Raw genomic sequence first — 24,182 nt, forward strand, 5'->3', positions numbered from 1 at the left:
TCTCCTCACCGATCTTGATCATTCTCCTGCGTGCAGGGGTTCCATCACGGTTTTTTCGACGAGTGCACATATCTCGGAAGAAGTCTTCTCCCGGTAATCGTTAAAAGTGACGGGATTATGGACGATCACCTTCACAGATATCCCCTTCCTGGAACATACCCTGACCGCATGCTCCCTGAGAGTCTGCGGTGTATGCCAGGCAATTTCTGCGTCATCCTGATAATGGAGCGTTACCGGGACTAACGTGAGTTCGGGATTGAGCTGGATCACCTTGAAGATACCCCTGCTGAAAGGCAAACGTTCGGTGATACGACCGGTGGTCCCCTGCGGAAATACGGCAAGAATGCGTGAGGAGCATGTGTGTGCAATCATCTTGAGTACCCTTATCCTTTCTCTGGAAGATTCCCTGTCCAGAAAAATCACACCCATCAGCCATGCGATCTGGCCGATGATCGGATACAGTTTCAGTTCGGCCTTACTCACGAATACCGTTCCGAATAAGGCGGAGAGCACAAAAATATCCAGGAAGCTGGTATGGTTGGAGATTATGAGAATGCCCTTCCCCACTTTGTGTATGCGACTGTGTTTTTCCACGTGGTCAATCTTCACACGAAAAATGACAAGGCACATTTTTGAATAGAACTGGACAAGTCTTGGTCCGACAGTCGTTCGCCAGCGGTAAAAGAGCAGCAGCAGGAAAAAATAGAATGGTGACAGCAGTAAGGTAACCGCACAAAAAGCACCTGTTTTCAGACAACACCTTATGCAACTTATTGGGGTCAGCCCTTGAAGATTGACATTATCGCGATTGATTCTTTTTCCCATTCCTTCTGTAATCTTCTGTCTTCCTCAAGCCGTTTCACTGTTCTCTTATACTGATGGGTCACGCCCGATGGGCTCATTCCCCCTAGCATCTCCGCGATCTCTCTGTTGAACGCAGAAGCCTCTTTCTTTGACAGGTATATGAACATCAGCTTGGCGTGGCGTTCTTCCGGTATGCTTATATTGGCAAGTTCCCTTACCTTGTAATATCCGCATATGGCATCCCGTATCTCTTCAAGGTCTGTCCCGGTCTTATATCTCCTCTTTGCCGTTATCTCTTCTGACCGCTTATTGTTGTTCTGTATCCCCTTTATGACCTTCTTGATGAACCCCTTACTCCCCAAGATTGCCTGCCCGGTGATATCTTCTTTCGGATATCCTGAGGGCTGCTCTCCCCCGGCCTCGACAAATCCCCTATATTGCTTCCAGGCTGCTTTTCTGTCCTTGCCATATTCTACAAAAAACCAGTCCGTATTCAACCACTCAGGGGGCTTTTGCTTCCCTATATAGTATCCATAGCTGCTCCACGTGTATCCCTCAGGCTTTTCTTCAAGCCCTGCCCTTACAGGATTCAGATGGATGTATCTGCTCAGTTCAAGCAGATATCCCTCTTTCTCCACACACAATGATTTATATCTGCCTGCAAAAATATGCCCTATCCATCCCTTTTGCCGTCTGAGAAAACTCCCGTAGGCTGACCCTATGTAGTGCATTGCCTTTGTGAGTGCTCCATATGGCGTTGTCAGAAGCAGATGGTAATGGTTTCCCATGATGCAGTAGGCATAGAGGTCTATCCTGTATTTCTTGACTGCGTTTTGCAGTGTTTCGAGGAAGTATTCCTTGTCCTGATCCTCTGCAAAGATATGTTCACCCCTGTTGCCCCGCGATATGATGTGATATGCCGCGCCTTCATACTCTATCCTCAGGGGTCTTGCCATGAGGTCAATTATATGAACCCATGGCTATATTTGTCAATCTTCAAGGGCTGACCCCAGAGGTTTTATTTTAGCGCCGAGCTCGGTATCCGGGAGAAAAAGGTGCATATCCATGTTCATCCCAGAGCCTGTTGCGGTCTTCCTGACCACAGTTGAGAATCCCTTTCCTGCAGAGAACATGCCGCCATTCATATTTGACGAATATTTTTTCTGCAGGCGTCAGTTCAGGTTCAAACGCAACCCTCACAGTCGGTGAATATCTGCGGTCGCCGAATCCTGTTCCCGCAGAATCTTCCTGATATTTTCCTGCGCGTGCTGATGATTCCCCTGATGACGGTGCAGGTGCCTTTTCCCTTAATGTGCGATCATGAAAGATCATCGGCCTCTCCTTTTCCCGGAATACCGCAACGGTAATGACCCCCATGGCAGATGTATCGCCAAATGTCCTGACGGAATAGGAATCCTGAATATCCGTGAAATAGAACTTATGAACGGTATCCTGATCTGTCCTCCATCCTTCGAGCTTTACCTCTTCATAAGGGCCCACAATATACATTGCTTCGTTATTCCCGAGGTATGACTTTTTTCCCGATATGATGTTCCGTCCGTCCACGGCAACAACAATCCCGATCCTTTCCGCAATTGTGTTCCTGATGAGAATACTGTAGTGCTCTCCTTTCCTTGCCTCAAGATACTTCTTGATAATGTGTGTTGTTCCTGAATAATACTTCTTGAATGGAACTGTCGTAAACAACTCCCCCTTATCGGGGACAATCTCAACCTCCACCTGCGCACCTCTGTGATGTGCGCACGCCGGTACTGCAAAAAGTACAACCACAGCCATAACAAGAAAAACCTTCACGCCGCGCATCCCTTTTCTCCTTTCCTTATCTTTTTAAGTAATTAGACAAGGGGATTGCGTGATTTGTTCCGGGAAACGCCCTTTTTCTTTTCCCGGCACTCTTTGCATATCTTTTCCACTGCCCTTGCTTAGCGTGTATCCGGTGTTCCTGCCTGTTTGCTGCCATACTTGGCAGCGACTATACCTTCAGCCTGCTGTTTTTGTATAAAATAGTAAGTGAAAAACCCCCTGCGAAGGTATAATGTATAATGCCGTCAGGCATGCAGGGAAAGCTATGGTACACCAGACAAGATATCCAACGCCGGGTATGACAGCCGGATTTGGAGATTAACGCATGGAAAAAAGAAAAAAAATAGCCCCTCAGTCTTCAGGGAAGAAATCTGAGACCGTCCGGACTGCGCTGAACGTGAAAGCGATCAGGCAATCGATGATTGATAATCTCTACTTTCATCTTGCAAAAGTCCCGAATAACGCAACCAGAAATGACTGGTACATATCACTCGCGTATACAGTCCGGGACAGGATGATCCAGCAATGGACAAGTACTCTTCAGAATTTCACTGATGATATTACGGTCGTTGCATATCTGTCTTCTGAATTTCTGACGGGACCGCAGCTCGGGAATCACCTGGTGAATCTCGGGATTCGCGATGCAGTGTCGCAGGCAGTCAAGGGTCTGGGTCTCGATCTCGACGACCTTATTGAACAGGAGGCGGAACCCGGTCTCGGCAGCAGTGGACTTGGCAGGCTCGCGGCCTGCTACCTGGATTCCCTTGCAACCTCCGGAATTCCTGCGATAGGATACGGGATTCGCTATGAATTCGGCCCCTTTGCACAGGATATCCGGGATGGATGGCAGACCGAAAGCACCGACAAGTGGCTTCATTATGGCAATCCATGGCAGATCCCGCGTCCCGAGATCACCTATTCCGTAAATCTGGGCGGCCGCACCGAGTCATATTATGATGAGCAGGACTGTTTCCGTGTGCGCTGGATTCCCAATTTCTCGATCAAAGGTACTGCGTATGATACTCCGGTATCCGGATACAAAGCCGCTCCGGTAAACCTGTTGCGTCTCTGGAAAGCAGAGGCAGCAGAATCTTTTGATCTTGAAACCTTTAATACCGGGGATTATTTCGGCGCACTCAATGAAAAGATCGCCACGGAATCAATCAGTAAGATCCTTTACCCGGATGACGAACCGTACGCCGGGAAACAGCTGCGTCTGGCCCAGGACTATTTCTTTGTGTCGTGCGCACTGAAAGACATGATACGCCTGCATCTCCTCAGATGGAAAAATATCAGCAGCTTCTCGAACTCCTTCTCGGTGCACCTTAATGATACCCACCCTGCAATTGCCGTGGTGGAACTGATGAGACTGCTTGTCGACGAACATCTGGTGAACTGGGACAAGGCCTGGTACATTACACAAAACACCTTCTCCTATTCAAATCACACTATGCTCCCCGAAGCACTCCAGAAATGGGCTCTCCCCCTGTTCGGAGGCATTCTCCCGAGACACCTTGAAATCATCTATGAGATCAACCGGCGTTTTCTTGACGAAATATGGCTGCAGTATCCCTCTCAGGACGATAAGGTCAACCGCCTCTCTGTGGTAGATGAGAGCGATCAGAGGTATGTACGGATGGCACAGCTTGCATGCCTTGGAAGCCATGCAGTCAGTGCAGTTTCAGAAAACCATTCAGATCAGCTCAGAAAAACCGTATTCCCTGACTTGTATGAACTGTATCCCGAAAGGTTTCACAAGATAACAAACGGGGTATCACCAAGGAGATGGATGGTACTCAGCAATCCGAAACTTGCCGATCTTCTCTCGGATACCATAGGCGACAAATGGATCACTCAGTTTGAAGACATAACACAGCTCGAATCCTTTGCCGATGATCCGGAGTTCATGAAAAAATGGCAGAAGGTGAAGCGCACAAACAAACAGAATCTCGCAGGGATCATCAGCAAACGGACCGGGATATCGGTCGATCCCGACTCGCTTTTTGACATCCAGTTGAAGCGCATTCACGAATACAACCGGCCACACCTCAATGTGCTGCATATTATTACCCTCTACAACAGAATCAGAAAGAATCCTCAGGCGGATATCATGCCACGAACTTTCATCTTTGGAGGCAAGACGTCTCCGGGCTATTTCATCGCGAAGCTCATCATAAAGCTGATCAATGCAGTTGCGGAAACAGTAAACAGCGATCCTGATGTATCCGGCCGTCTTAAGGTGGTATTTTTCCCTGACTTTAATGTGAAAAACGGCCAGAAGATCTATCCGGCGGCTGACCTTTCTGAACAGATCACCATCGCCGGGAAGGAGGCAACCGGAACGGGAAACATGAAGTTTTCCATGAATGGTGCACTGACTATCGGGACTTCAGGAGGAACAAATACCGAAATCCTTGAAGATGTGGGTGCTGATAACTTTTTCCTTTTCGGGCTGACTGCCGACGAAATCTGCCGCCTGAAGTCAGAGGGGTATAATCCAACAGGACACTATGAGGGCAATCAGGAGCTAAAAGACGCGATACATCTGATCAGTTCCGGGTTCTTTTCAAAAAAGGACGCAAACCTCTTTAAACCCCTGGTTGATTCCCTGCTGTGCCGGGATGAACATATGGTTTTTGCCGATTATCAGTCTTACATAGAATGTCAGGGACGGGTCGGTGCAATGTTCAGAGACAGGGAACAGTGGACAAAGAGGTCAATTCTGACTGTTGCGAGGATGGGGAATTTCTCATCCGATCGTTCCATACGCGAATACAATGAAACAATATGGCATGCTTCTCCGCTGAAAACCGATCGCGAGAGTGCATAAAAGGAGTGCGCTATGAATACCAAAGGATTGTCGGAAGCAATCAAGTCTTCTTCCCTTCTCAGCCAGGTTGTTGGCGCTGAAAAGCTCTTCCTCTCCGGCCGCCGGAAACGGGGAGAAGACCTTGAGAGTGCGGTAAGGTTTTTTCTTGAGTTCCTGCATGGCTTCGAGAGTTTTGATTTTGACAGCCCATGCGTTACCGTGTTCGGGTCAGCACGGTTTCCTGAAAGGCACCGGTATTATGAGCTGGCGCGGGAACTCGGCCGCGCGCTTGCCAACGCAGGGTATGCGGTCATGACCGGCGGCGGCCCCGGCATCATGGAGGCTGCAAACCGTGGCGCAAAGGAAGGAGGAGGGTTAAGCCTCGGCTGCAATATCACGCTCCCCTTTGAACAGAAACCCAATCCGTATCTTGATAAATTCATAGAATTTGAGCACTTTTTTGTCAGAAAGGTCATGCTTGTGAAATACTCCACAGCCTTTGTCGTAATGCCGGGGGGGTTCGGCACTCTCGATGAGGCGTTTGAAGTGATTACCCTCGCACAGACAGGCAAACTCGAGCGTTTCCCGGTTATCGGGATGGTAAAGGACTTCTGGGACCACCTCCGCCGCTTCATGCATGACACAATGCTGGCCGAGGGCACCATAAGCACTGATGATATGGATCTGATACACGGGGCAAATACGGTTGAAGATGCAATCCGTATCATTAAGGGCCTTTCCCGCGGGAACTTCTGATATTTCAACAGACCTCAGGATACGACAGAAGAAGACAGTGTAACCAGCACCTCACGAATCGTTTCCTGTATGCCTGACGTTCACGACAATCTTGCATTAATCCGCCTCTGCTGATATCCTACAGATACGTATTTTTTCAATCATCTCATATGCCTTACATACGGATTTTGTCCGGGGAAAACCAATATCTGGAGGAAATCATCATGAACGCTGTTGAAATGGCAATAAAAATGGAACAGGAAGCAGTTGATTTTTATAAAAAATGCGCGGAAAAAACGCACAACTCCGTGGGCAAAAAGATGTTTCTGAGCATTGCTGAAGACGAGAGTTACCACATTGCCTGCGCAAATAAGGTAATCGAGGGCAAGGAATTTCATCCTGCCGAAGTTACCCCTCTGAAGGACATGAAGGCAATCTTCGAACAGAACAAGGATTCCATGCTGCAACGGGTAGCTTCAACTGCCGATGAACTGGAGGCCCTGAATATCGCGATGAAAATGGAGAAAGAGACGATAGACTTCTACAAAAACGCAGCTGCCCGGGCCACGAATCCTGCTGAGAAGGCTTTTTTTGAATGCCTCATTAAGGATGAAGAAGAGCATTTTGCGATCTTCCAGAACACACATTCTTTTTTGTCTGATACCGGTAACTGGTTCATGTGGGAAGAACACAGTATCGTGGAAGGATAACCCATGATGTATCCCGAAAATTTCCGGCTTCGTTATCCGGAAGGTCGTCTTCTGCTGAACTGATTATGTTTTTTTGAAGGAATACGGGCATACCATTGCAGGATACTACTGAACTTCATGGAACAATAGAGAAACCTTTTCGTATTTGGGGGATGCTGTGCCATCTGACTGCACTGCTGGGTGTGATCGGGATACCACTGGGTAATATCGCCGGACCTCTGATCGTTTGGCTCCTGAAAAAGGATTCCCATCCATTTGTGCACGAGCAGGGGAGAGAATCCCTGAATTTTCAGCTGTCGATGACACTGTATGCGCTGGTAGCTGCACTCTTAATCTATCTCAGAATAGGATTCTTTCTCCTTCTGCTTATCGCCGGGATAAATTTTATTCTCGTGGTCATCGCATCGGTAAGAGCATTCAGCGGAGAAACTTTCATTTATCCCCTGAAGATGAAAATAATCAGGAAATAGTATGTACCATGTTTTTGTATACCACAGCCAGAGTCATTGCCTTACGAATACCGTTGACTCATCACCCTTAATGAAGGATGGAAGGCAAAGTGCACAACATGCATACTGTTTCGCGCATGTGAACATGTCGTATTGATTTTTGCACGGAAATGGTGATATTCTTTTCACGCATTTTCGCGCAGGATGAGAGGGTATCGTATGCGGAAAAAGAAAGACATAACTCCTGAATTCATACTTCAGAAGTTTCATAAACGTCTCAAAAAGAAGACCGACGAAGTGGAGTATCTTGTCTGCATGAACAGGCAGTTCGAAAAATGGCTTGAAAACGAACTCGTCTTGTCAATGAGCGATGTTGCACTTCCTGTTGCTTATAACAGTCAGTATAATGAATTCCGGTATCAGCATGAAGACGGCACATGGGAACAGATCAGCGATATTACCGCTAGGCGTTCCGTACAGGAACCGCCCGGTGTGATGAGGCCGGATATCTGTATTGCGGAAAGGCCTTTCATATCGCACTATGCAGATAAGAAAACGTGGATTATCCGAAGCGAAGAAGACCGGGTCCAATGTGAGAGGGAATACAGCAGGACAGGATTTCACTACGTTGAACTGAACCAGTTGAAATGGACAGGAGTGAATGACACTGAGATTGTATCAATTGTTATGTCTGGTGACATGAAAAAATATTCTGCTCATGACCTGAGAAGTCGCAAATCAGTCTGCAGACCCGCAAGCATCATTTCCTTATGTTTTGTCCCGTTCTGGAATACCGCGAAACCTCTCAAAAAATGCTCTATCCTGGCATCAAAAAAGGCGGTAAAAAGAATCCGGACACAGATAACCGCAGAATGCGATCAGCACTTCGGGATGGAGGGCCGATTCGTCAGCAAATCGATCACGAGAGAACTCTGTCTTTTGATGCTGTATTACAGCCTTTAACTGATCCTGTGCACACACACCTCATGCACATAACCGGGCGCAGTGCCTTTACAGTTATACGTATTGCCCGGCAATAATATCCCGTCCGTCCCGCAAGTCTTCCCGGTTTTTGGTAAATATGCAGATGGCATATGACGGATAATCCCTCTGTCAGCCGCGGAGTTATTCTATCTTTATCCTGTAGTCTGAAAAATCAGGTATGGAAAGAATTTTTTCCATGAGTCCTGTCCTCACAAACTTTCCATATGCCAGAGAATCGTCATACAGCCGAAGGCGATTCCGGACCCTGTCCATCTCGAATTTACCTCCTCCCGAGATTGCCCAGTGGTGGTCAATGATATCGAATATTTTATCCCTGCTGTTATAGACACCGGGTATCTTTCGGTCAATGCAGAACCTCTCGACAATATCGGCATGGTAACGGGTAAATTCCCTGGGGGAGAAAATAAGATACTCGACCGGACCGTTCTGCATTTGCACAAACTTTCCTGCATAGTGTTCAGGAACTTCTGTTTTTGCGATGTCCGGATAATATGTTGCGGCAAAGTTGATATAAATTATCTGCATGGCATGAAAATATTCGCGATTCTGAAAATCCTATTAGCCTGCCCCTTTCCGGCAGGAACCCTGATTACGATTCCCGCTCTCCGGAATTCTTCTCTGCATGCGTTTCCCCGTCATCTTCAGCATGATATGTCTTAAAAGAGAATTCCCTCATTATCTGGGTTCGCCTTTTTTTGTCATGTGAAAGTTCTCTGTTGGCAAGAAGACCAATACAGATAATGAGAACAAGAATAATAAGCAGGTATTCCATAATATTTGCCTCCCGTCCTGTACCGTGCCCCTGTACAGAGACAAATCAGGCAGAGACTCGCTGAAGAAAACCTTTCACAATTTTCATGAAAATCCCGGGCTCATCCAGATAACAGGCATGACCTGCACCTTCTATGATGCGCACCTCGGCATTCTTCACATGTTCCCGGATGAGTTCTGCGTGCGACGGCGGAGATATGGTGTCCTGATCTCCCCAGATGCCAAGCAAAGGTGTCGTGATCCTTCCGAGCTGCCCGGCGAGAGCATTCATGCCTGCCGGTCCGATCACTATAGCTGCCTGCGCGCTGTGACCGCCGATCAGATACCGCAATGTAACCTCCCCGCTTATGGATGCGCCGATGAGAGATGGTGTATGGATAACAAGTGTCTTCAGCAGATCATGCACAAATTCTGCATAGTGTTCCCTGTTTTCTGTGTCCAGCTTGTCTGAACGGCTCTTTATTCCGTATGGCATGTCAAAAGAATACACACAATAGTCTCGTGCCAATGCATTGAACAGCCCTGTTTCAACCCATGTATCAGCAGAAAAGCTGTACCCGTGGAAAAGCACAACGGGTGCTCCCGTCCCTTTTTGCAGATAACGGATCTTCAAATCTTTTACAGATACTGAATGTTCCATGGCAATCCTGTTTTTATTTTACATTATAAAAAAAGAAATAATGTAACCGCAGGGAAAATATCTCCCATAAGGTACAGCACATTGTACCGAAAGGTTGTAAAATATATCCATGGATAAGAAAATACTGAAAAAGAACCCCTGCCCTGACTGCACCTTCTGCCAGCACTGCTCCATTCCCCGCTGCAACCTCTGCCAATCTCCGACTTCCAGTAAATGCCGGAGAGAAAAAAAGCCGAAAATCCATGTGCCGCTTTTTCTTAAATATTGACCTTGGACGTGTACGGCCGCATAGCGTGTGTACAGGAACTTCATATATTGTCTTTTGCGCGCATCGCTGGAAGAACCCGGAAGGCTCCGCACAATACTGAGCTGAAGATGCAGGAACAATGAAAAAACGTCTCGTACTTGCCGGCGGAGGACACGCACATCTGACAACTCTTCTGAAGCTCAAGGATTACGTGCGGAAAGGTCATCGGGTAACCCTTATAAGTCCCTCGGAATATCATTATTACTCAGGCATGGGTCCGGGGATGCTGTCCGGCATCTACAAACCTCATGAACTCCGTTTTCATATCAGAAAAACCGCTGAAGACCGTGGTGCAGATTTCCTCTGTGATCTGGTAGTCAGCATTGATCCTTACAGGCGCATTCTCCATCTGAAGTCAGGGATGAACATTCCATACGATATTGTATCCTTTAACACGGGCAGTTCGATCAATCAGGATTTCATTGATATCGGAGGGGACAGCATTTTCCCCGTAAAGCCTATAGAGAATCTTCTGGCAGCAAGAGAACGTATTCTGGGTGAATTCCCCGATATGCCCGGCAACATTCTTGTTGCAGGCGGAGGTCCTGCCGGTGTCGAGATTTCGGCCAATGTCTGGAGACTGCTCCGTGACAATAATCTGCAGGCTGAGATATATCTGATCAGCGCCGGAACCCTTATGGAAAATTTTCCCAGAAGAGTCCGGAACCTTGTCGTCAACTCTTTTCGGAAACGAAGAATCATAATCCTTGAGCAGAATGCGGTACAATCTCTGAAAAACGGCAATGCCATGCTCAGCGATGGCAGCACCATGCCATTTGCAGTCGCCTTTCTTGCTTCCGGTGTAAGACCATCGAATATCTTCAGGAAATCCGGACTGGAAACAGGTGAAGACGGCGGTCTGCTTGTCAATTCCAGTCTTCAGAGCATCACATATCCTGAAATATTCGGCGGCGGAGACTGTATCAGCTTCCGGGAACAGCCGCTGCCAAAGATAGGAGTGCATGCAGTAAGGCAAAATACAATTCTCTACCATAATCTCCTCGCTGCCCTTGAAGGTAGACGCCTCTTGTCTTACAGCCCGCAGACCCAATATCTGCTTATTTTCAACATGGGGGACGGAAAGGCTATTTTCTGGAGAAACCGGCTGGTGTTTCATGGGAGACTGCCGTTTCTGCTGAAAAATCATATTGACAGAAAATTCATGCGGCAGTTTCAGGTATCCGGGGAACTTAACGAACCCTATCACTGTGAAAGGAAGGATAAATGAGCATAGTTGACTATTTCAAGCCTGTCGATTCAATGACTGCCGATGAGGTACGGGACTTTCTCCGTGAGAAGAATCCCGGGGAGTATAATCTCGTTGACGTACGTCAGCCCTCGGAATATGAAAAAGGACACCTCCCCGGCGCCGTTCTGATCCCTCTGGGGGAGTTGAGGGAGCGCGCCGGTGAACTTAACAGCAGGAAACCCACAATACTCTATTGAACTGCAGGAGTACGCAGCCGTGCTGCAGCTGCGTCACTGAAAGATCTTGCGTTCGAAAAGGTATTCAACATGGCTGGCGGTATACGTGCATGGAATGGACTTGTTGCAGAGGGTGAACCTGAAGCAGGGATTGTATACTTTCCTGAATCATCAGAACCCCGTGAACTCATTGCATTCGCATGGCTTCTTGAGGAGGGTTCGAGGAAATTTTATTCTGCTCTGCCTTCAATCTTCCCTGATGAAAAGGACATCAGGATATTCCATGATCTTTCTACAGCCGAAGAGCACCACAAAGAATCTCTTCTTTCACTTTACAAGACCGTATCTGGCCAGGAGCCGGATGTACACTTTCCGCATTCTGTTCTCGGAGAAAAAATACATGACGATATTATGGAAGGGGGAGTGCACGTTCAGGAGGCACTCCGCTGGGTGACCGGAAAAAACCTCCACCGGGTCCTTGAAATCTCCATGTCCCTCGAAACAAACGCGTACGACCTCTATCTGAAAATGCATCAGCGCATGGGTGAAGACAGGGCCAGAAAAGTATTTCTGATGCTCGCAAAAGAAGAAAAACAGCATCTTGCGAGGCTTGCAGCACTGCTGGAGAAAATGACATAATATGTTTTTGGAGCAATATGGTACGCTATGAAGGGTTCCGGGAATATCCCGCCGAGTTCTGCTGAAGCACCCTTTATCGCTTCCCGGCTTCTATCAGTGCCTGTACAGGTTTCAATCCATAAGGGCTTCCCTGTTCGATGGCGGTCAGCACAGTCCCCCCGCCGGTAAAGAAGTAATAATTTGCATTGTCCATAACCGACAGGTAGAGCCCCGGACAAAGGTCCTTGAACTCCTGAAGCGTATCGCCACCGCCGTACATCTTCATGGCGGTATTATTTTTATCAATTGTGTGATCAAGCGCCTGAGATCCTGCAGTAAAATGCGGTGTGAACCCCATAACCGCATTTACGAAAATTGTTTTGGCGCCGGCAATGGCGTCGGATACCGCGTGGTCCTCAAAGGAAGAAGGATCGATATCGAGGACATACCCGTAGGATTTTCCCGGCACAAAATCCTTCACAGATATCGTCCGGTACTGTCCTTCCTTTCTCCCCTCGAGGATATCTGACTCTACGATATGGGGGAGTTCAATGATCTTTTTCTGCTCCATGTCCCTCTCTACCAGTTCTTTTGCCAGCCTGATATCCTCATCATGCACCCCCTGCAGCCGGATATCATATTTTGCACAGAGATAGGTGTTGTAAATAACACCGCCGAGAATCAGACGGTCAACTTTTTCATAAATTGCGTAGAGCGGTCTTATCTTTGTATCATATTTCGCACCCGCAACAACAGCGAGAAACGGCCTCTCCGGGTTCAGAACCCTGTCCAGATTCATTATTTCCTGCTGCATCAGAAACCCGGCACAGGAAGGAAGATAACGGGTGATATTATAGGTCGAAGCGTGGGGTTGCCATGACCCGAAGGCGTCGTTGACATAGATGTCTGCAAGCCCTGCAAGCTGCAGTGCAAAGCTGTCGCCCGGCTCCGTCTTCGACTCTTCGCCGTAAAACCACCTGCTGTTCGGAAGATAGATAGCGCCGATCTTTCTATCCCTCAGTTCCCTGATGGCAAGATTCACAGAGGTATCAATGCCGGTGATACCTTTTTCAGTGTCAGCAGGAAAACGGGGAATATGAATCTTTGTATGAAGCTTCTGCTCAAGGTATTGCACTATGGGTTCCACTGATTCCTCATGTCTGCAGAGTATGTGTCCGGTTTTCTTGTCCCGCGGTCTGCCAACATGGGTCATCATGATCGGCCTCCCTCCCCTCTCAACAATATGAAACAGGGTCCCTATTGTCCTGTCGATCCGGAAAGGGTCGCGTATTTCCCCTTTCTTGACCACATTATGGTCGAATCGGACAAGGACGACCTTGCCGTTCAGGTCTGCATTCTGTATCAACGGAAGCCCGTGTTCTTTGAGGGTATTTTTCAATCTTCACCTCCTGTGTTATCTGCTGAAAAACCTTGTCCGGATCCCCTGACAATATTGTATCAGAATCCGGATAACAATCCATAAGAAATGAAAGGTCTGGAAGGGATGCAGTGTCAGATGCTGCGAGAATCTCTATGAGTGGCACCTGGCCTGCAATTCCGCGGTTAAATGGAGCATATCGTTTCTCGTCACTGCCCGAAAAGCACTTTCTCTGAGCCTTTTTGCAACCATCCCCCGGGTGTACCACGCAAACAGTTTTCTGAACTGCACAACACCCAGCGATTCCCCATAGAACCCAATAAGATGGGAGAGATGGTCATTCATGGTCCCAACTATCTCATCCATTCCGGGCCTTCCGGGCACCTTCCCGAAAGTGAGATAGTGTGCTGTCTCACGGAATATCCAGGGATTGCCAAGCGCGCCCCGTGCAATTGCGACACCATCACACCCTGTCTCATCGAACAGGTTTTTTATGAGAACCGGGGTCAGTGCATCACCGCTTGCGATTACGGGCACATGCAGCGATTTCTTCACTTTTCTGATGATGTGGTAATCGACAGTTCCGCTGTATCCCTGCATTCTGGTTCTTCCGTGAATACATACTCCCTTTACCCCTGCATCCTGTGCCCGGATCGCCAGTTCCACTGCATTGACTGATGAATCGTCCCATCCTGACCGCAGCTTGACAGTAACAGGCACACAGGCGTTCCTGACAATTACCCCGATCAGCCTTTGCAGTCGCTCCGGTTCTTTGAGGAGACCCGCCCCTTCCCTTCTTGATACCACTTTGGTAACCGGGCATGCCGCATTGAAATCTATGGTATCAAAGGCATATCCTGACAGGATATCGAGAGATCGTCTGATGATCTCGGGATCGCCCCCGAGAATCTGAACCCCCAATGGCCTGTCATCTCGTGTCACAGAAAGCTTTTTCAGTGTAACACGGTTGTGTCTGGCAAGCGAGTGGGCGCTGATCATTTCCGTATATGCGAGTCCGCATCCGAAAGGTCTTGTGACCTTGCGAAATGGCAGATCGCTTATCCCTGCCATCGGAGCAAGGACAAGCCGGGAATGTATCTGTAACTGTCCGATCGAGAGCATACTTGATTTTATCATTCCAACAATCTGCAGCAGTTTCCGTCATAATGCCGGCAATGTATCATGACCGACAGAGTAAGCAGAAAGTGTCACCTGAATACAGAACGAGATGTGTATCATATTCATTCGGATGAATATTGCTGCGGATATGCCGAAATCTTTCGTATACCTGCAGCCCGCCCCGGTCAGGAATAGTCTCAACGATTCCGTTAGTACCATCAGGCTCATGCCGTACATATAAATGACCCGGATCAAAAAAAAAGCCCCTCATCGTTTTGGGGCTGTTCTGCCAATACCCGAAAGGTTTTCTCTCTTCAACCAGGACGGCTTAACGTATATACCCGGCAAATGTCTTCTATTCCCGATTCATCCTTCCGGAACATACGAGTTCCCAGAAGGGAACTCATTGTATCATTTATTTCTTCTTGCCGCCTTTGCCGCAATTACATTTCTTGCACATGTTCATAACCTCCTCTTGTTTTCCTTCTATTTTACAGACACACTGGAATGATTTCAATAGCAATTTCCTGAAATTATACCTGCCTGTTCATGCGACCAATAAAAGTTTTCCTCAGGGAGCCTTGCGCCGGAAAGGACATATGGTGCAATCAACCGCTGTGAAAGTTCCTTGAATGGTTTCAGGAAAGGGGGTAATCCGTCATGCGCTCTCTATCCTGTTCCCGCCTTTTGCCTTTGCTTCATACATAGCAAGGTCAGCAGCATGGATGAATTTGACTGCAGTGTCTATGGCAGGGTCAGGGATAGAGGAAATACCGATACTGACAGTTATTTGCCCTGGGAACACCGAAAACCTACTGCCTGCAATTGCGGACAGTATTCTTGATGCAGGGGGGAAGGCGTTCTCTTTGTTTGTATTGGGAAGCAGTACGATAAACTCTTCACCTCCCCATCGTGCGGGGGTATCTATCTTGCGAACGTTGTTTCTGATGATGTCCGCAACCTCCTTCAGACACACATCACCGGTATGATGACCATATTCATCATTGATACTCTTGAAATCATCAATATCCACCATGAGGCAGGATGCGGGGTAGCCATATCGTAATACCCTGCTGAATTCCTTCTCGATTATATTATCGAAATGTCTTCTGTTATAGAGTTCCGTAAGTGGATCGATTGTCGCGAGCACCTCCACCCTCGACAGAACTTCCACCAGCTGCTGGTTCATTTTTTTCAATTCCTCATGCAGCGCCTTGGTTCTCAAATTTGCATATATCCTTGCAATGAGTTCATTTTCACTGAATGGCTTCGAAAGATAGTCGTCTGCGCCTGAATCGAGCCCTGTCACCTTTTCTTCTGTAGATCCTTTTATGGTAAGCGCGATAATGGGGATAGCTCTTGTATTCTCCACATGCTTGAGGAAACGGCAGACCTCATTTCCGTCAAGGTCAGGCAGGATAAAATCCAGGAGAATTACGTCAACAGGTTCAGTCTTTGCTATTTTGATAGCGGCTTTGCCGCCGGACGCCAATATGACATCGAATCCCTTGGATTCCAGCGTATTCCTGGTAATTTCCGCCTGAAGCGGATCGTCTTCTACAAGAAGGATTTTTGCCATTTTCGTTCTCAGCAGGTCCTGAGCTGCTTCATATATGTGCTGAATACCTGATATTGCTATGGCAATTATACCACAGCCCAAGAAAAAGACAATATCTAACCTGCTTTTTCACAGCCATGACGGAAACGCGTTCATTTCATCTCATGACTTCCCGGAAATTTCTATTCGCATTTCAATGGAGCCTTCGCATTTCTCCGGAACAGGCCGTTGTTCGTTAATCTGCCCGTACAGTTTAGTCTTTTCAATGAATTCATGCAAATTTACACAGTCTATCTCTGCATAGATCATATCACGACCGGCGGCAGTCTGTCTTCCCAGTATCTTTCCGCGGAATTGTCTGACAGCATTCATGATCTCTTCTCCTGCTCTGCCGGTGTCTTCCGCATAAACAGTCAAAAGGACAGAAGCATTCTCCTGTTCCGGGAGGGCTTTCATTTGCAGAGATGACGACTCCCCTCGTTTCGGCAGGCCCTCTCCTGCACTCCCCCCAGAGGGTTCCTGACCTTCGCGGTATTCTGCGACCCCGGATGCGCTGTCTGCTTCTGCACTATGCTCTGTATACAAATCTCCTGCCCGGGGTTCCGGCTTCCCGGTATCTGCTTCATCCCGTACCGTTTCTACCGGGGCACCTGCTCTGTATTGATGCGGTAAAGGCGGTGAAAATCGCCCCTGTTCCTTCGCGACAGTATCAACCGTAATATGCTTTTGAATGCTCTCCTTGTCTTTTTGTGTCGCTCGTTCATGAGGCTGAATTTTCAGCGTATCTGCTACCTCTGCCGGAGGTACCGGTGCAAACTGCGTTTCCGGCTGCATTGTTTTGAAAATATATACAGAAGTTATTGCGATGATGACAACTGCCGCTGCCTCAATCGGCACTTTGATATGCAGCGGATAAAATATCGTTTTCCAGAATCCTTTTTTTGGCTTTGCCTCGGCTTTTACCCTGCCCATAATCTGTTGTGTCAGCCAGTCAGGCGGTTCGATATCTTCAAGGTTATTGACAAGCTGAATCGTCTTTCTCATGCTGGCAAGCGATTCATTGCAAATCCTGCATGATTTGAGGTGATTGTCAATACGCAGTTTTTCCTCGTACGGAATATCTCCCTCGATATACAGGGATAACTGTTCCTGAACAGAATGGCAATCCATTCTATACGTCTCCCAAAACCTTTTTCAGGCAGTCCCTGAGAGCAGCCCGTGCCCGGGAAAGTCCTGATTTCACCGTGCCTTCCGGTATTGTAAGCATATCACTTATCTCACGATAGGAAAAGCCCTGAACGTCCCTCAGGATTATCAGTTCCCTGTAATCGCCATCCATGGATTGAATGCATCCCTGCACCTTCTGCTGGACTTCCCTTTTTTCGAGTGTATCAAGCACTGAAGGATTATCAGAGGCAATATCTCTATTGCAAGTGCCCTGAACTGAAGGCAAAGGGTCGTTCAGAGAATAGGCTTCTCTGGTCCTTCCGGAGGCAATCTGTTTCAGACGGTTTCTGGACAGATTGAGGACAATCGTACAGAGCCATGTGGAAAAACCCGCTCTTTCCTGAAAACCTTTTATATTCCTGTAGACAGCGACAAATGCGTCCTGCACGATCTCACTTGCATCCTCGTTGTTACCGGTCATCCTGAATGCAATATTGAACATTCTCTTCTGATATTTTGCCACCAGTGCCTCAAATGCATCCACATCACCTTTTCTGCATAAAGCTACCAGTTCAAGATCTTCGTCTGAGGGGTCAGGTTTTTCTTTCATAGCATTAGACAGTTTTCTGAAACAAATTGTTCCCTGTGAACAACATTATCAGACCTGCGTGCTGGCCAGTACTTGTATATACAGCAGCCCGAAGCATGTGGCAGGAGTTATATGCGGATTTTGTATTCTTTGATCTTTGCCCGTAAGGTGTTCCTGTTAATGCCGAGCGTCTTTGCGGTCCTGAGCTGGTTGCCCCCTGTCTCCCTGAGGACAATCGCAATCAGTGACTGTTCAACTTCGGAAAGCACGGTATCGAAGAGGTTACAGTTGTCGAGCTTCGTCATTTCTTTCAGATAACGCCTCAGCTTCTCCTCAAGAAACTCCTTTATCGAACATGAACCTATATCCTCAATCATAAGGTCTTTCCTTCTGATAACCGCGCCGGTTGATAGGATTGCTGCCCTTTTCATGGTATTCTCGAGCTCTCGCATATTGCACGGCCAGTCGTATTTCAAAAGATAGTCTCTTGCATCTTTCGAAAGGTCTTTCGGTCCTGTCTCGAATTTCTCAACCGCCTGCTTCAGGAAATAGTGTGCAAGAGGGAGAATGTCCTCCCTTAGTTCTCTCAGAGGAGGTATCTTGACCTGCGCGGTATTGAAACATTCATAAAAATCCTTGTGCATCTGTCCTTTTTTTACGACATCCCTTATATCCCTGCTTGTTGCACCGATTATTCTCACATCAGACCCCGTCGTACTTCCGCTGCCCGGGTCTTTGTCCTTCATGAATCTGAGAAATTTCTCCTGCAGATTCATACCCATTTCTGCTATCTCCTCGATGAAAAGCGTGCCTCCGTCTGCCTCTTTGACCTTCCCGTGTTTTTTCACCCTGGCATTTGGAAAAGAATCTTTTTCATATCCGAACATCTCTGCTTCGATGAGTTCGGAAGGGGTAGAAGACAGATTTATCGCAACAAAAGGACCTGCCTTGCGCGGGCTGCTGTAATGAATAGCTTTTGCGGCAAGCTCCTTGTATGTACCGCTCTCGCCGGATATCAGTACAGCGATATCTTTTGATGCTATTTTTTTAATTTCCTTGAAGATTTTCAGGATCTTGGTGCTTTTTCCCAATATCTGGGGAGGCCGGACTAAGATATCTCTGTCAACAGGGAACTCCATCTTCATCTTTCCGCTTAACTATTTGATTAACAAGGGGAATTTAATATTTAAACCGCACAAAACAACAGCACAACCTCTTATTAGGAACTGTGTGTAAATTTACCATAATAAATCAAATTTTGCAAGAAGTTACATTGACATGAGTTTTGTGAAATTGTTAAAATTTATTCTCGATTTTGTACCAGGGAGGGGGGGGTATATGGATGCCCTACGTGAGGGTTCGGGAGAGCGATTCCTTTGAAAATGCGCTGAAAAGATTCAAAAAACAGTGTGAAAAAGAAGGAATACTCTCCGAAATAAAAAAGAGAGAGCATTACGAAAAGCCAAGCGTCAAAAGGAAAAAAAAGGCCCTTGCTGCGCGTAAAAAAGCCCTCAAGAAATTCAGACTGGCGGTCAGGTAATGCCCCTCCAGAAAAAAATTGACGATGATTTGAAGGCTGCAATGAAATCATCGGACAGTCTGAAAGTCTCTGTATTGAGAATGGCGAAAGCCGCGCTCAAAAACAGGCAGATCGACAAAGGCGGACCATTATCGGAAGAGGACTTTTTTTCTGTTATCTCCACCCTCTCTAAGCAGAGGAAAGAGTCGATTGAACAGTTTTCGAAAGGGGGGAGAGAAGACCTTGCAGAAAAAGAAAGGCAGGAACTGAGTATTCTGCAGTCATATCTTCCGAGGCAACTGTCGGCAGAAGAGATTGACAGGATTATTCTTGATGCAATACAGGAGTCTTCGGCGAAGGGCCTGAAAGACATCGGAAAGGTTATGCGAATCGTCATGCCCAGGGTACAGGGCACTGCCGATGGCAAGGTCGTCCATCAGCGTGTGAAAGATCTTCTGGAAACAGCATGAAACTGGGAGACTTTTTCTGGAAAGCGATACAGGCAGGCATAAACAATGATCCCCGCGGCAAACAAACAGTCCTCAATGAATTGAAGCAAAGAAAGAAAGAATTCGGGAAACTGAAGCAGGCAGAAAAAGAAGCTTTCGATATAGACTCGCTGAGAAATCCCTATTCAGATTCGAAGATTCTTCACGGTGCAGACGACAGAAAAATCAGGAGCATTCTCGTCGGGGTAGACATTGATGTCGGTGAAATTCTTCTTGCAGACAATTTGAAGTCGAAGGGCCGTGAGATAGACATCCTGCTCTCACATCATCCATCCGGAAAAGCTCTGGCCGACCTTTATGCCGTTATGCAAATGCAGTCAGACATATTAAATGTCTTCGGTGTCCCGATAAATGTTGCCGAGAGCCTGATGGAGGGAAGAATCAAAGAAATAGAAAGAAAACTCATGCCGGCAAATCACACCAGGGCTGTTGATGCTGCGAGGCTTCTGGATATACCCTTTGTCTGCCTTCACACCCCGGCAGACAACATGGTTGCCGTTTATCTGCAAAGGCTTTTCGGCAGGAAAAAACCCCGCCTTCTCTCAGATGTGCTTGACATCCTGAAAAGCATTCCCGAATATCAAAAAGCAGGTAACGATGGAGTTGCACCGAAAATCGTGCTCGGTTCAGAAAAAAGAAAGGCTGGAAAAATCTTTGTCGATATGACCGGAGGAACAGAGGGAGCAAAGGACATCTTTCAAAGCCTCACAAACAGCGGGATAAATACCGTTGTCGGAATGCATATCAGCGAAGAGCACCGCAAGGAAGCAGAAAAGAGTCATCTTAACGTCATTGTTGCAGGTCACATATCGAGCGACAACCTCGGTCTGAACCTCCTGCTCGATGAAGTCTCTCGTGATAATTCATTAGATATCCTCGAGTGTTCCGGGTTCAGGAGAATCAGGAGGCCGGGACCATCTCTTTCACAGGCTTCATGAAACCCGAAAATCTTCTCGAAGAGATAAAATCCCGAACAGATATTGTCGATTTTATCTCTGATTATGTTCCCTTGAAAAAGGCCGGCCAGAACTACAAGGGTCTCTGTCCGTTTCATTCAGAAAAAACTCCCTCCTTCATGGTCAGCCAGTCAAAACAGATATTCCACTGCTTCGGGTGCGGGATCGGCGGTGACGTCGTCACTTTCCTGATGAAACAGGAGAATCTCTCTTTCAGTGAAGCCATACGGTATCTCGCAAAAAAAACCGGTATCAGAATAGCTGTCTCTAAACGCGAAAGCGAGCGGTCCGTAAAACGTGAACAGATACTCAGGGTCAATGAAGAGGCGATGAATTTTTATAAAAAGACCCTGCATGATTCAAAGACAGCCATGGACTACCTGAAAAACAGGGGGATCAGTAATGAATCGATAAAATCGTTTGCCCTGGGATATGCAGGCGGAAACCGTGACGACCTTTACGCCCACCTGAAAAAAAACGGATATTCGGATCTTCAGCTCACAGGAGCCGGAATCGCAGTTGCTGAGGGGAAAGGGTACAGGGACTGGTTCAGAAACAGGATCATTTTCCCGATCATGAACATGAAAAACGATGTCATCGCTTTTGGCGGGAGGGTCATGGACAGTTCCCTGCCGAAATATATCAATACGCCCGAGACGGATGTATTCAAAAAAAGCGATGCCCTCTTCGCAATCAACCTCTCGAGGGATGAGATAAGGAAAAAAGATTATGCAATAATCGTAGAGGGATATCTTGATACGATTGTATGCCACCAGCACGGTTTCAGAAATACCGTTGCACCGCTGGGCACGGCGCTGACCTCCCGGCATCTGCAGAAACTCAAGGTTCTGTCCCGGAGGGCCGTGCTCGTCTTTGACAGTGATCAGGCCGGCATAGCCGCAGCCCGCAGGTCCCTTCTCGTCCTCTGTGAGAACGATTTCAGGGCAAAGGTGCTGCTACTTCCCGAGAATGAAGACCCTGACAGCTTTCTGCGGGAAAACGGGAGCCAACCTTTCAAAAAGATGCTTTCTGAGGCAGCCTCCATGGTCGTTTTCCTGATGAATACATCGAAAGATAAAAGGAGCGATACGGTCCGGGAAGCGCTCAGAATAATTTCTGCGGTAAAGGACCTTATTCTGGCAGATGAGATGCTGTCGGAACTTTCGGACTGTGCAGGTATTCATGAAACCGTCCTCAGAGAAGAACTTGAAAAGATCAGAAAACGCCCCGGTATCAAGGCTGCAGAAAAGGAAAGCCCGGGTCACACGGTTTCCCACAGGGAAGAATACATTCTCCTGAGTACCGTTATCGCCTTCCCTGAAAAAGCTGAATATATTCTTTCGAAACTCGATACAGAGACGCTCAAGGAAGAATCAGTGCGGGCTGTTTTCGGCAAGATAAGATCTCTTGCAGAGAATCTCACTGTTGATCGTCTTCTCGCAACAGCCGATGAAACTGAAAGATCACTGATTACCGAACTGTCACTGAATCCGGGGTTTGATCAGGAGCATGTTGACAGAAATATTGACGACTGTCTCCAAACAATTCAGCAACGGAGACTGGAGGCAAAGAGAAGATCTGCGGAGAAATCAGGTGACGTCGCACTCCTTGATTCATTATTAAAGGAAAAACAAAAATTTCTTAAGAGGGCACATCCATGAAACACGATTTTGATTATTTCGAGTACCTCGGCAATTACGATGAAGAGCGGGAAGACATGTATTTAGACACTGATTCTGCGGAGAAGACCATTGATGAGGAAGAGGAAGGCAAGCAGCCTGATTTTATTGAGGGCGAAAAGGACCCCGTACGCATATACCTGAAGGAAATGAGCAGCGTGCCTCTGCTTACGAGGGAGGGAGAAGTTGAGATTGCAAAAAAGATCGAGGAGGGAAGAGAGATTATCTACAGGGTCATTTTTTCCCTTCCCTTCTCACTGAAAAAGATCATAGAACTCGGAGAAATCATAAAGAAGGAAGAGGTCCCGCTGGGAGACATCGTGCAGATCGGCGAAGAAGATACGGATCAGGACCTCCAGATGGAGCGAAAAAGATTCTTTGATATCACAACAGAAATAGACGACCTGAACAAAAAACGGAAAGGATATCTCAGGAAACTGAAGGATACCTCAGACCGGACACCTTTACGAAAATCTTCAAAGAAAGCATCTCTTCACACATCGTCAAGGAATGCGAAATCCGTCATCAGAATGCTGGAAGAAAACAGGCACAGGATTCTGGAAAAAGTCCGCGATCTGAAATTGAAAGACGACGTCATTCTGGCTTTTTCAGCTGAACTGAAAAAATCTGTCAACGAAATAGAGACGCTGCAGAAGAAGATCTCGTTCCTGAACAAGAAGGCAAAATACTCGCAGCACTCGCTCGAAAAAGACCGACAGTTGCTCAAAAATAAGATCCAGAAAAAAGAAATCCTCTTCGGCATGAAATCTGTTGAGATGAAAAAAGCCCTTAAGGTTCTTATGCAGGGTGAGTTGGAAGTATCAGAAGCCAGACGGGCTTTGATAGAAGCAAATCTGAGGCTGGTCATCAGTATCGCAAAACGCTACCTTGGGAGAGGGCTGAGCTTCTCCGATCTCATTCAGGAAGGGAACAGCGGTCTCATGCGGGCAGTCGACAAGTTCGAATACAAACGCGGATATAAATTCAGCACATATGCAACATGGTGGATAAGGCAGGCGATCACAAGGGCACTTGCGGATCAGTCGAGAACAATCAGGATCCCTGTACATATGGTCGAAACCATCAATAAGATCACGAAAGTATCAAGAGAGCTTGTACAGGATCTCGGCCGGGAGCCGACATCCCGTGAAATAGCAGATAAACTGAAACTTCCTGTCGAAAAGGTTGACGGTATACTGAGGATATCAAAAGAGCCGATTTCTCTCGAAACACCCGTCGGAGAGGAAGACAGCCATCTGATGGACTTCATAGAGGATAAGGCAATGCTCTCGCCTCTTGATTTTGCCATCAAGGACGATATGAAAAACAAGATAAACAAGATATTATGCTCCCTGCCACCCAAAGAGGAGAAGATCATCAGGAAGAGATTCGGCATCGGTGTGGATGTGCCTCTCACGCTTGAGGAAGTGGGCAATGAGTTTGAAGTGACACGCGAAAGAATACGACAGATAGAAGTAAAAGCAATAAGAAAGCTGAAACACCCTTCAAGAAGCAAATGGCTGAGAGAATTTATCGAAAAACCTTGACCTACAATTTACTCAAGGTATATAATATAAAGTTATAAGTTGTCAGGGGGAAAAAGCCGGCGCC

General features: G+C 47.2%; 25 protein-coding genes. 13 read left to right on the forward strand and 12 right to left on the reverse strand.

Going from position 1 to position 24,182, the window contains the following annotated elements:
* Positions 1-18: 18 nt before the first annotated feature.
* From AB1552_11180 to AB1552_11190, 3 genes are all read right to left on the reverse strand, one after another.
* Positions 19-825 (reverse strand): lysophospholipid acyltransferase family protein, encoded by an 807-nt coding sequence (locus AB1552_11180; protein MEW6054331.1) that lies wholly within the window; start codon positions 823-825, stop codon positions 19-21.
* On the reverse strand, positions 780-1,760 hold the full coding sequence (locus AB1552_11185; protein ID MEW6054332.1) for a transposase: 981 nt from the start codon (positions 1,758-1,760) through the stop codon (positions 780-782). Before AB1552_11185 ends, AB1552_11180 begins: the two co-directional genes overlap by 46 nt.
* 67 nt (positions 1,761-1,827) lie before the next feature.
* Positions 1,828-2,628 carry a hypothetical protein gene (locus AB1552_11190; GenBank protein MEW6054333.1) on the reverse strand — a complete coding sequence of 267 codons (801 nt, stop codon included), beginning with the start codon at positions 2,626-2,628 and terminating at the stop codon, positions 1,828-1,830.
* 325 nt (positions 2,629-2,953) lie between these two features.
* Between AB1552_11190 and AB1552_11195 the strand changes: the two genes are divergently transcribed.
* The 5 genes from AB1552_11195 (at position 2,954) to AB1552_11215 (ending at position 8,294) form a co-directional block, all read left to right on the forward strand.
* A complete protein-coding gene (locus AB1552_11195) occupies positions 2,954-5,458 on the forward strand; it encodes a glycogen/starch/alpha-glucan phosphorylase (protein ID MEW6054334.1) in 2,505 nt (834 codons plus the stop codon).
* Positions 5,459-5,470: 12 nt separating this feature from the next.
* On the forward strand, positions 5,471-6,193 hold the full coding sequence (locus AB1552_11200) for a TIGR00730 family Rossman fold protein (protein MEW6054335.1): 723 nt from the start codon (positions 5,471-5,473) through the stop codon (positions 6,191-6,193).
* A 203-nt stretch (positions 6,194-6,396) separates the two neighbouring features.
* Positions 6,397-6,882 (forward strand): ferritin family protein, encoded by a 486-nt coding sequence (locus AB1552_11205; GenBank protein ID MEW6054336.1) that lies wholly within the window; start codon positions 6,397-6,399, stop codon positions 6,880-6,882.
* Between the two features lie 95 nt (positions 6,883-6,977).
* The gene (locus tag AB1552_11210; GenBank protein ID MEW6054337.1) at positions 6,978-7,352 is read left to right on the forward strand and encodes a DUF4870 domain-containing protein; all 375 of its coding nucleotides are present in this window, start codon (positions 6,978-6,980) and stop codon (positions 7,350-7,352) included.
* A gap of 198 nt (positions 7,353-7,550) precedes the next feature.
* A complete protein-coding gene (locus tag AB1552_11215) occupies positions 7,551-8,294 on the forward strand; it encodes a hypothetical protein (GenBank protein ID MEW6054338.1) in 744 nt (247 codons plus the stop codon).
* A 162-nt stretch (positions 8,295-8,456) separates the two neighbouring features.
* Here the strand turns inward: AB1552_11215 and AB1552_11220 are convergent, their stop codons facing one another.
* The 3 genes from AB1552_11220 to AB1552_11230 form a co-directional block, all read right to left on the reverse strand.
* Entirely contained in the window at positions 8,457-8,861 is a 405-nt protein-coding gene (locus AB1552_11220; GenBank protein MEW6054339.1) for a hypothetical protein, read from the reverse strand.
* A gap of 64 nt (positions 8,862-8,925) precedes the next feature.
* Positions 8,926-9,108: a hypothetical protein gene (locus tag AB1552_11225; protein MEW6054340.1), complete on the reverse strand. Its 183-nt coding sequence runs from the start codon at positions 9,106-9,108 to the stop codon at positions 8,926-8,928.
* Positions 9,109-9,153: 45 nt separating this feature from the next.
* Entirely contained in the window at positions 9,154-9,747 is a 594-nt protein-coding gene (locus AB1552_11230) for an alpha/beta hydrolase (protein MEW6054341.1), read from the reverse strand.
* A 386-nt stretch (positions 9,748-10,133) separates the two neighbouring features.
* Here AB1552_11230 and AB1552_11235 point away from each other — a divergent pair, with 386 nt between their 5' ends.
* From AB1552_11235 to AB1552_11245, 3 genes are all read left to right on the forward strand, one after another.
* The gene (locus AB1552_11235; protein ID MEW6054342.1) at positions 10,134-11,282 is read left to right on the forward strand and encodes an FAD-dependent oxidoreductase; all 1,149 of its coding nucleotides are present in this window, start codon (positions 10,134-10,136) and stop codon (positions 11,280-11,282) included.
* The gene (locus tag AB1552_11240) at positions 11,279-11,500 is read left to right on the forward strand and encodes a rhodanese-like domain-containing protein (protein MEW6054343.1); all 222 of its coding nucleotides are present in this window, start codon (positions 11,279-11,281) and stop codon (positions 11,498-11,500) included. The genes AB1552_11235 and AB1552_11240 overlap by 4 nt, the downstream gene beginning before the upstream one ends.
* Before the next feature lie 69 nt (positions 11,501-11,569).
* Entirely contained in the window at positions 11,570-12,118 is a 549-nt protein-coding gene (locus AB1552_11245; GenBank protein MEW6054344.1) for a ferritin family protein, read from the forward strand.
* A gap of 73 nt (positions 12,119-12,191) precedes the next feature.
* Here the strand turns inward: AB1552_11245 and AB1552_11250 are convergent, their stop codons facing one another.
* The 6 genes from AB1552_11250 to AB1552_11275 all read right to left on the reverse strand — a co-directional run bounded on the left by AB1552_11250 (position 12,192) and on the right by AB1552_11275 (position 19,047).
* Entirely contained in the window at positions 12,192-13,496 is a 1,305-nt protein-coding gene (locus AB1552_11250) for a phosphoglycerate kinase (GenBank protein MEW6054345.1), read from the reverse strand.
* A gap of 132 nt (positions 13,497-13,628) precedes the next feature.
* The gene (gene dusB / locus AB1552_11255) at positions 13,629-14,612 is read right to left on the reverse strand and encodes a tRNA dihydrouridine synthase DusB (protein ID MEW6054346.1); all 984 of its coding nucleotides are present in this window, start codon (positions 14,610-14,612) and stop codon (positions 13,629-13,631) included.
* Positions 14,613-15,252: 640 nt separating this feature from the next.
* Positions 15,253-16,173, reverse strand: coding sequence for a diguanylate cyclase (locus AB1552_11260; GenBank protein ID MEW6054347.1), 921 nt, complete (start codon positions 16,171-16,173; stop codon positions 15,253-15,255).
* Between the two features lie 141 nt (positions 16,174-16,314).
* Positions 16,315-17,322: a DUF2275 domain-containing protein gene (locus AB1552_11265; GenBank protein ID MEW6054348.1), complete on the reverse strand. Its 1,008-nt coding sequence runs from the start codon at positions 17,320-17,322 to the stop codon at positions 16,315-16,317.
* Between the two features lies 1 nt (position 17,323).
* A complete protein-coding gene (locus AB1552_11270; GenBank protein MEW6054349.1) occupies positions 17,324-17,929 on the reverse strand; it encodes a sigma-70 family RNA polymerase sigma factor in 606 nt (201 codons plus the stop codon).
* A 107-nt stretch (positions 17,930-18,036) separates the two neighbouring features.
* Positions 18,037-19,047 (reverse strand): sigma-54 dependent transcriptional regulator, encoded by a 1,011-nt coding sequence (locus AB1552_11275; GenBank protein ID MEW6054350.1) that lies wholly within the window; start codon positions 19,045-19,047, stop codon positions 18,037-18,039.
* Positions 19,048-19,250: 203 nt separating this feature from the next.
* On the opposite strand from AB1552_11275, the gene rpsU reads away from it, so the two are divergent.
* Genes rpsU through rpoD form a run of 5 tightly spaced genes read left to right on the forward strand, consistent with a single transcriptional unit; the run spans position 19,251 to position 24,118 of the window.
* Positions 19,251-19,448, forward strand: a complete 198-nt coding sequence (gene rpsU / locus AB1552_11280) for a 30S ribosomal protein S21 (protein ID MEW6054351.1) — start codon at positions 19,251-19,253, stop codon at positions 19,446-19,448.
* On the forward strand, positions 19,448-19,897 hold the full coding sequence (locus tag AB1552_11285) for a GatB/YqeY domain-containing protein (GenBank protein MEW6054352.1): 450 nt from the start codon (positions 19,448-19,450) through the stop codon (positions 19,895-19,897). Before rpsU ends, AB1552_11285 begins: the two co-directional genes overlap by 1 nt.
* Positions 19,894-20,874: an NGG1p interacting factor NIF3 gene (locus AB1552_11290; protein ID MEW6054353.1), complete on the forward strand. Its 981-nt coding sequence runs from the start codon at positions 19,894-19,896 to the stop codon at positions 20,872-20,874. Before AB1552_11285 ends, AB1552_11290 begins: the two co-directional genes overlap by 4 nt.
* Positions 20,871-22,553, forward strand: a complete 1,683-nt coding sequence (dnaG, locus tag AB1552_11295) for a DNA primase (GenBank protein MEW6054354.1) — start codon at positions 20,871-20,873, stop codon at positions 22,551-22,553. The genes AB1552_11290 and dnaG overlap by 4 nt, the downstream gene beginning before the upstream one ends.
* Positions 22,550-24,118 carry an RNA polymerase sigma factor RpoD gene (gene rpoD / locus AB1552_11300; protein ID MEW6054355.1) on the forward strand — a complete coding sequence of 523 codons (1,569 nt, stop codon included), beginning with the start codon at positions 22,550-22,552 and terminating at the stop codon, positions 24,116-24,118. The genes dnaG and rpoD overlap by 4 nt, the downstream gene beginning before the upstream one ends.
* Positions 24,119-24,182: the final 64 nt, after the last annotated feature.

Source organism: Nitrospirota bacterium, assembly GCA_040754395.1.
Lineage (GTDB): Bacteria > Nitrospirota > Thermodesulfovibrionia > Thermodesulfovibrionales > SM23-35 > JBFMCL01.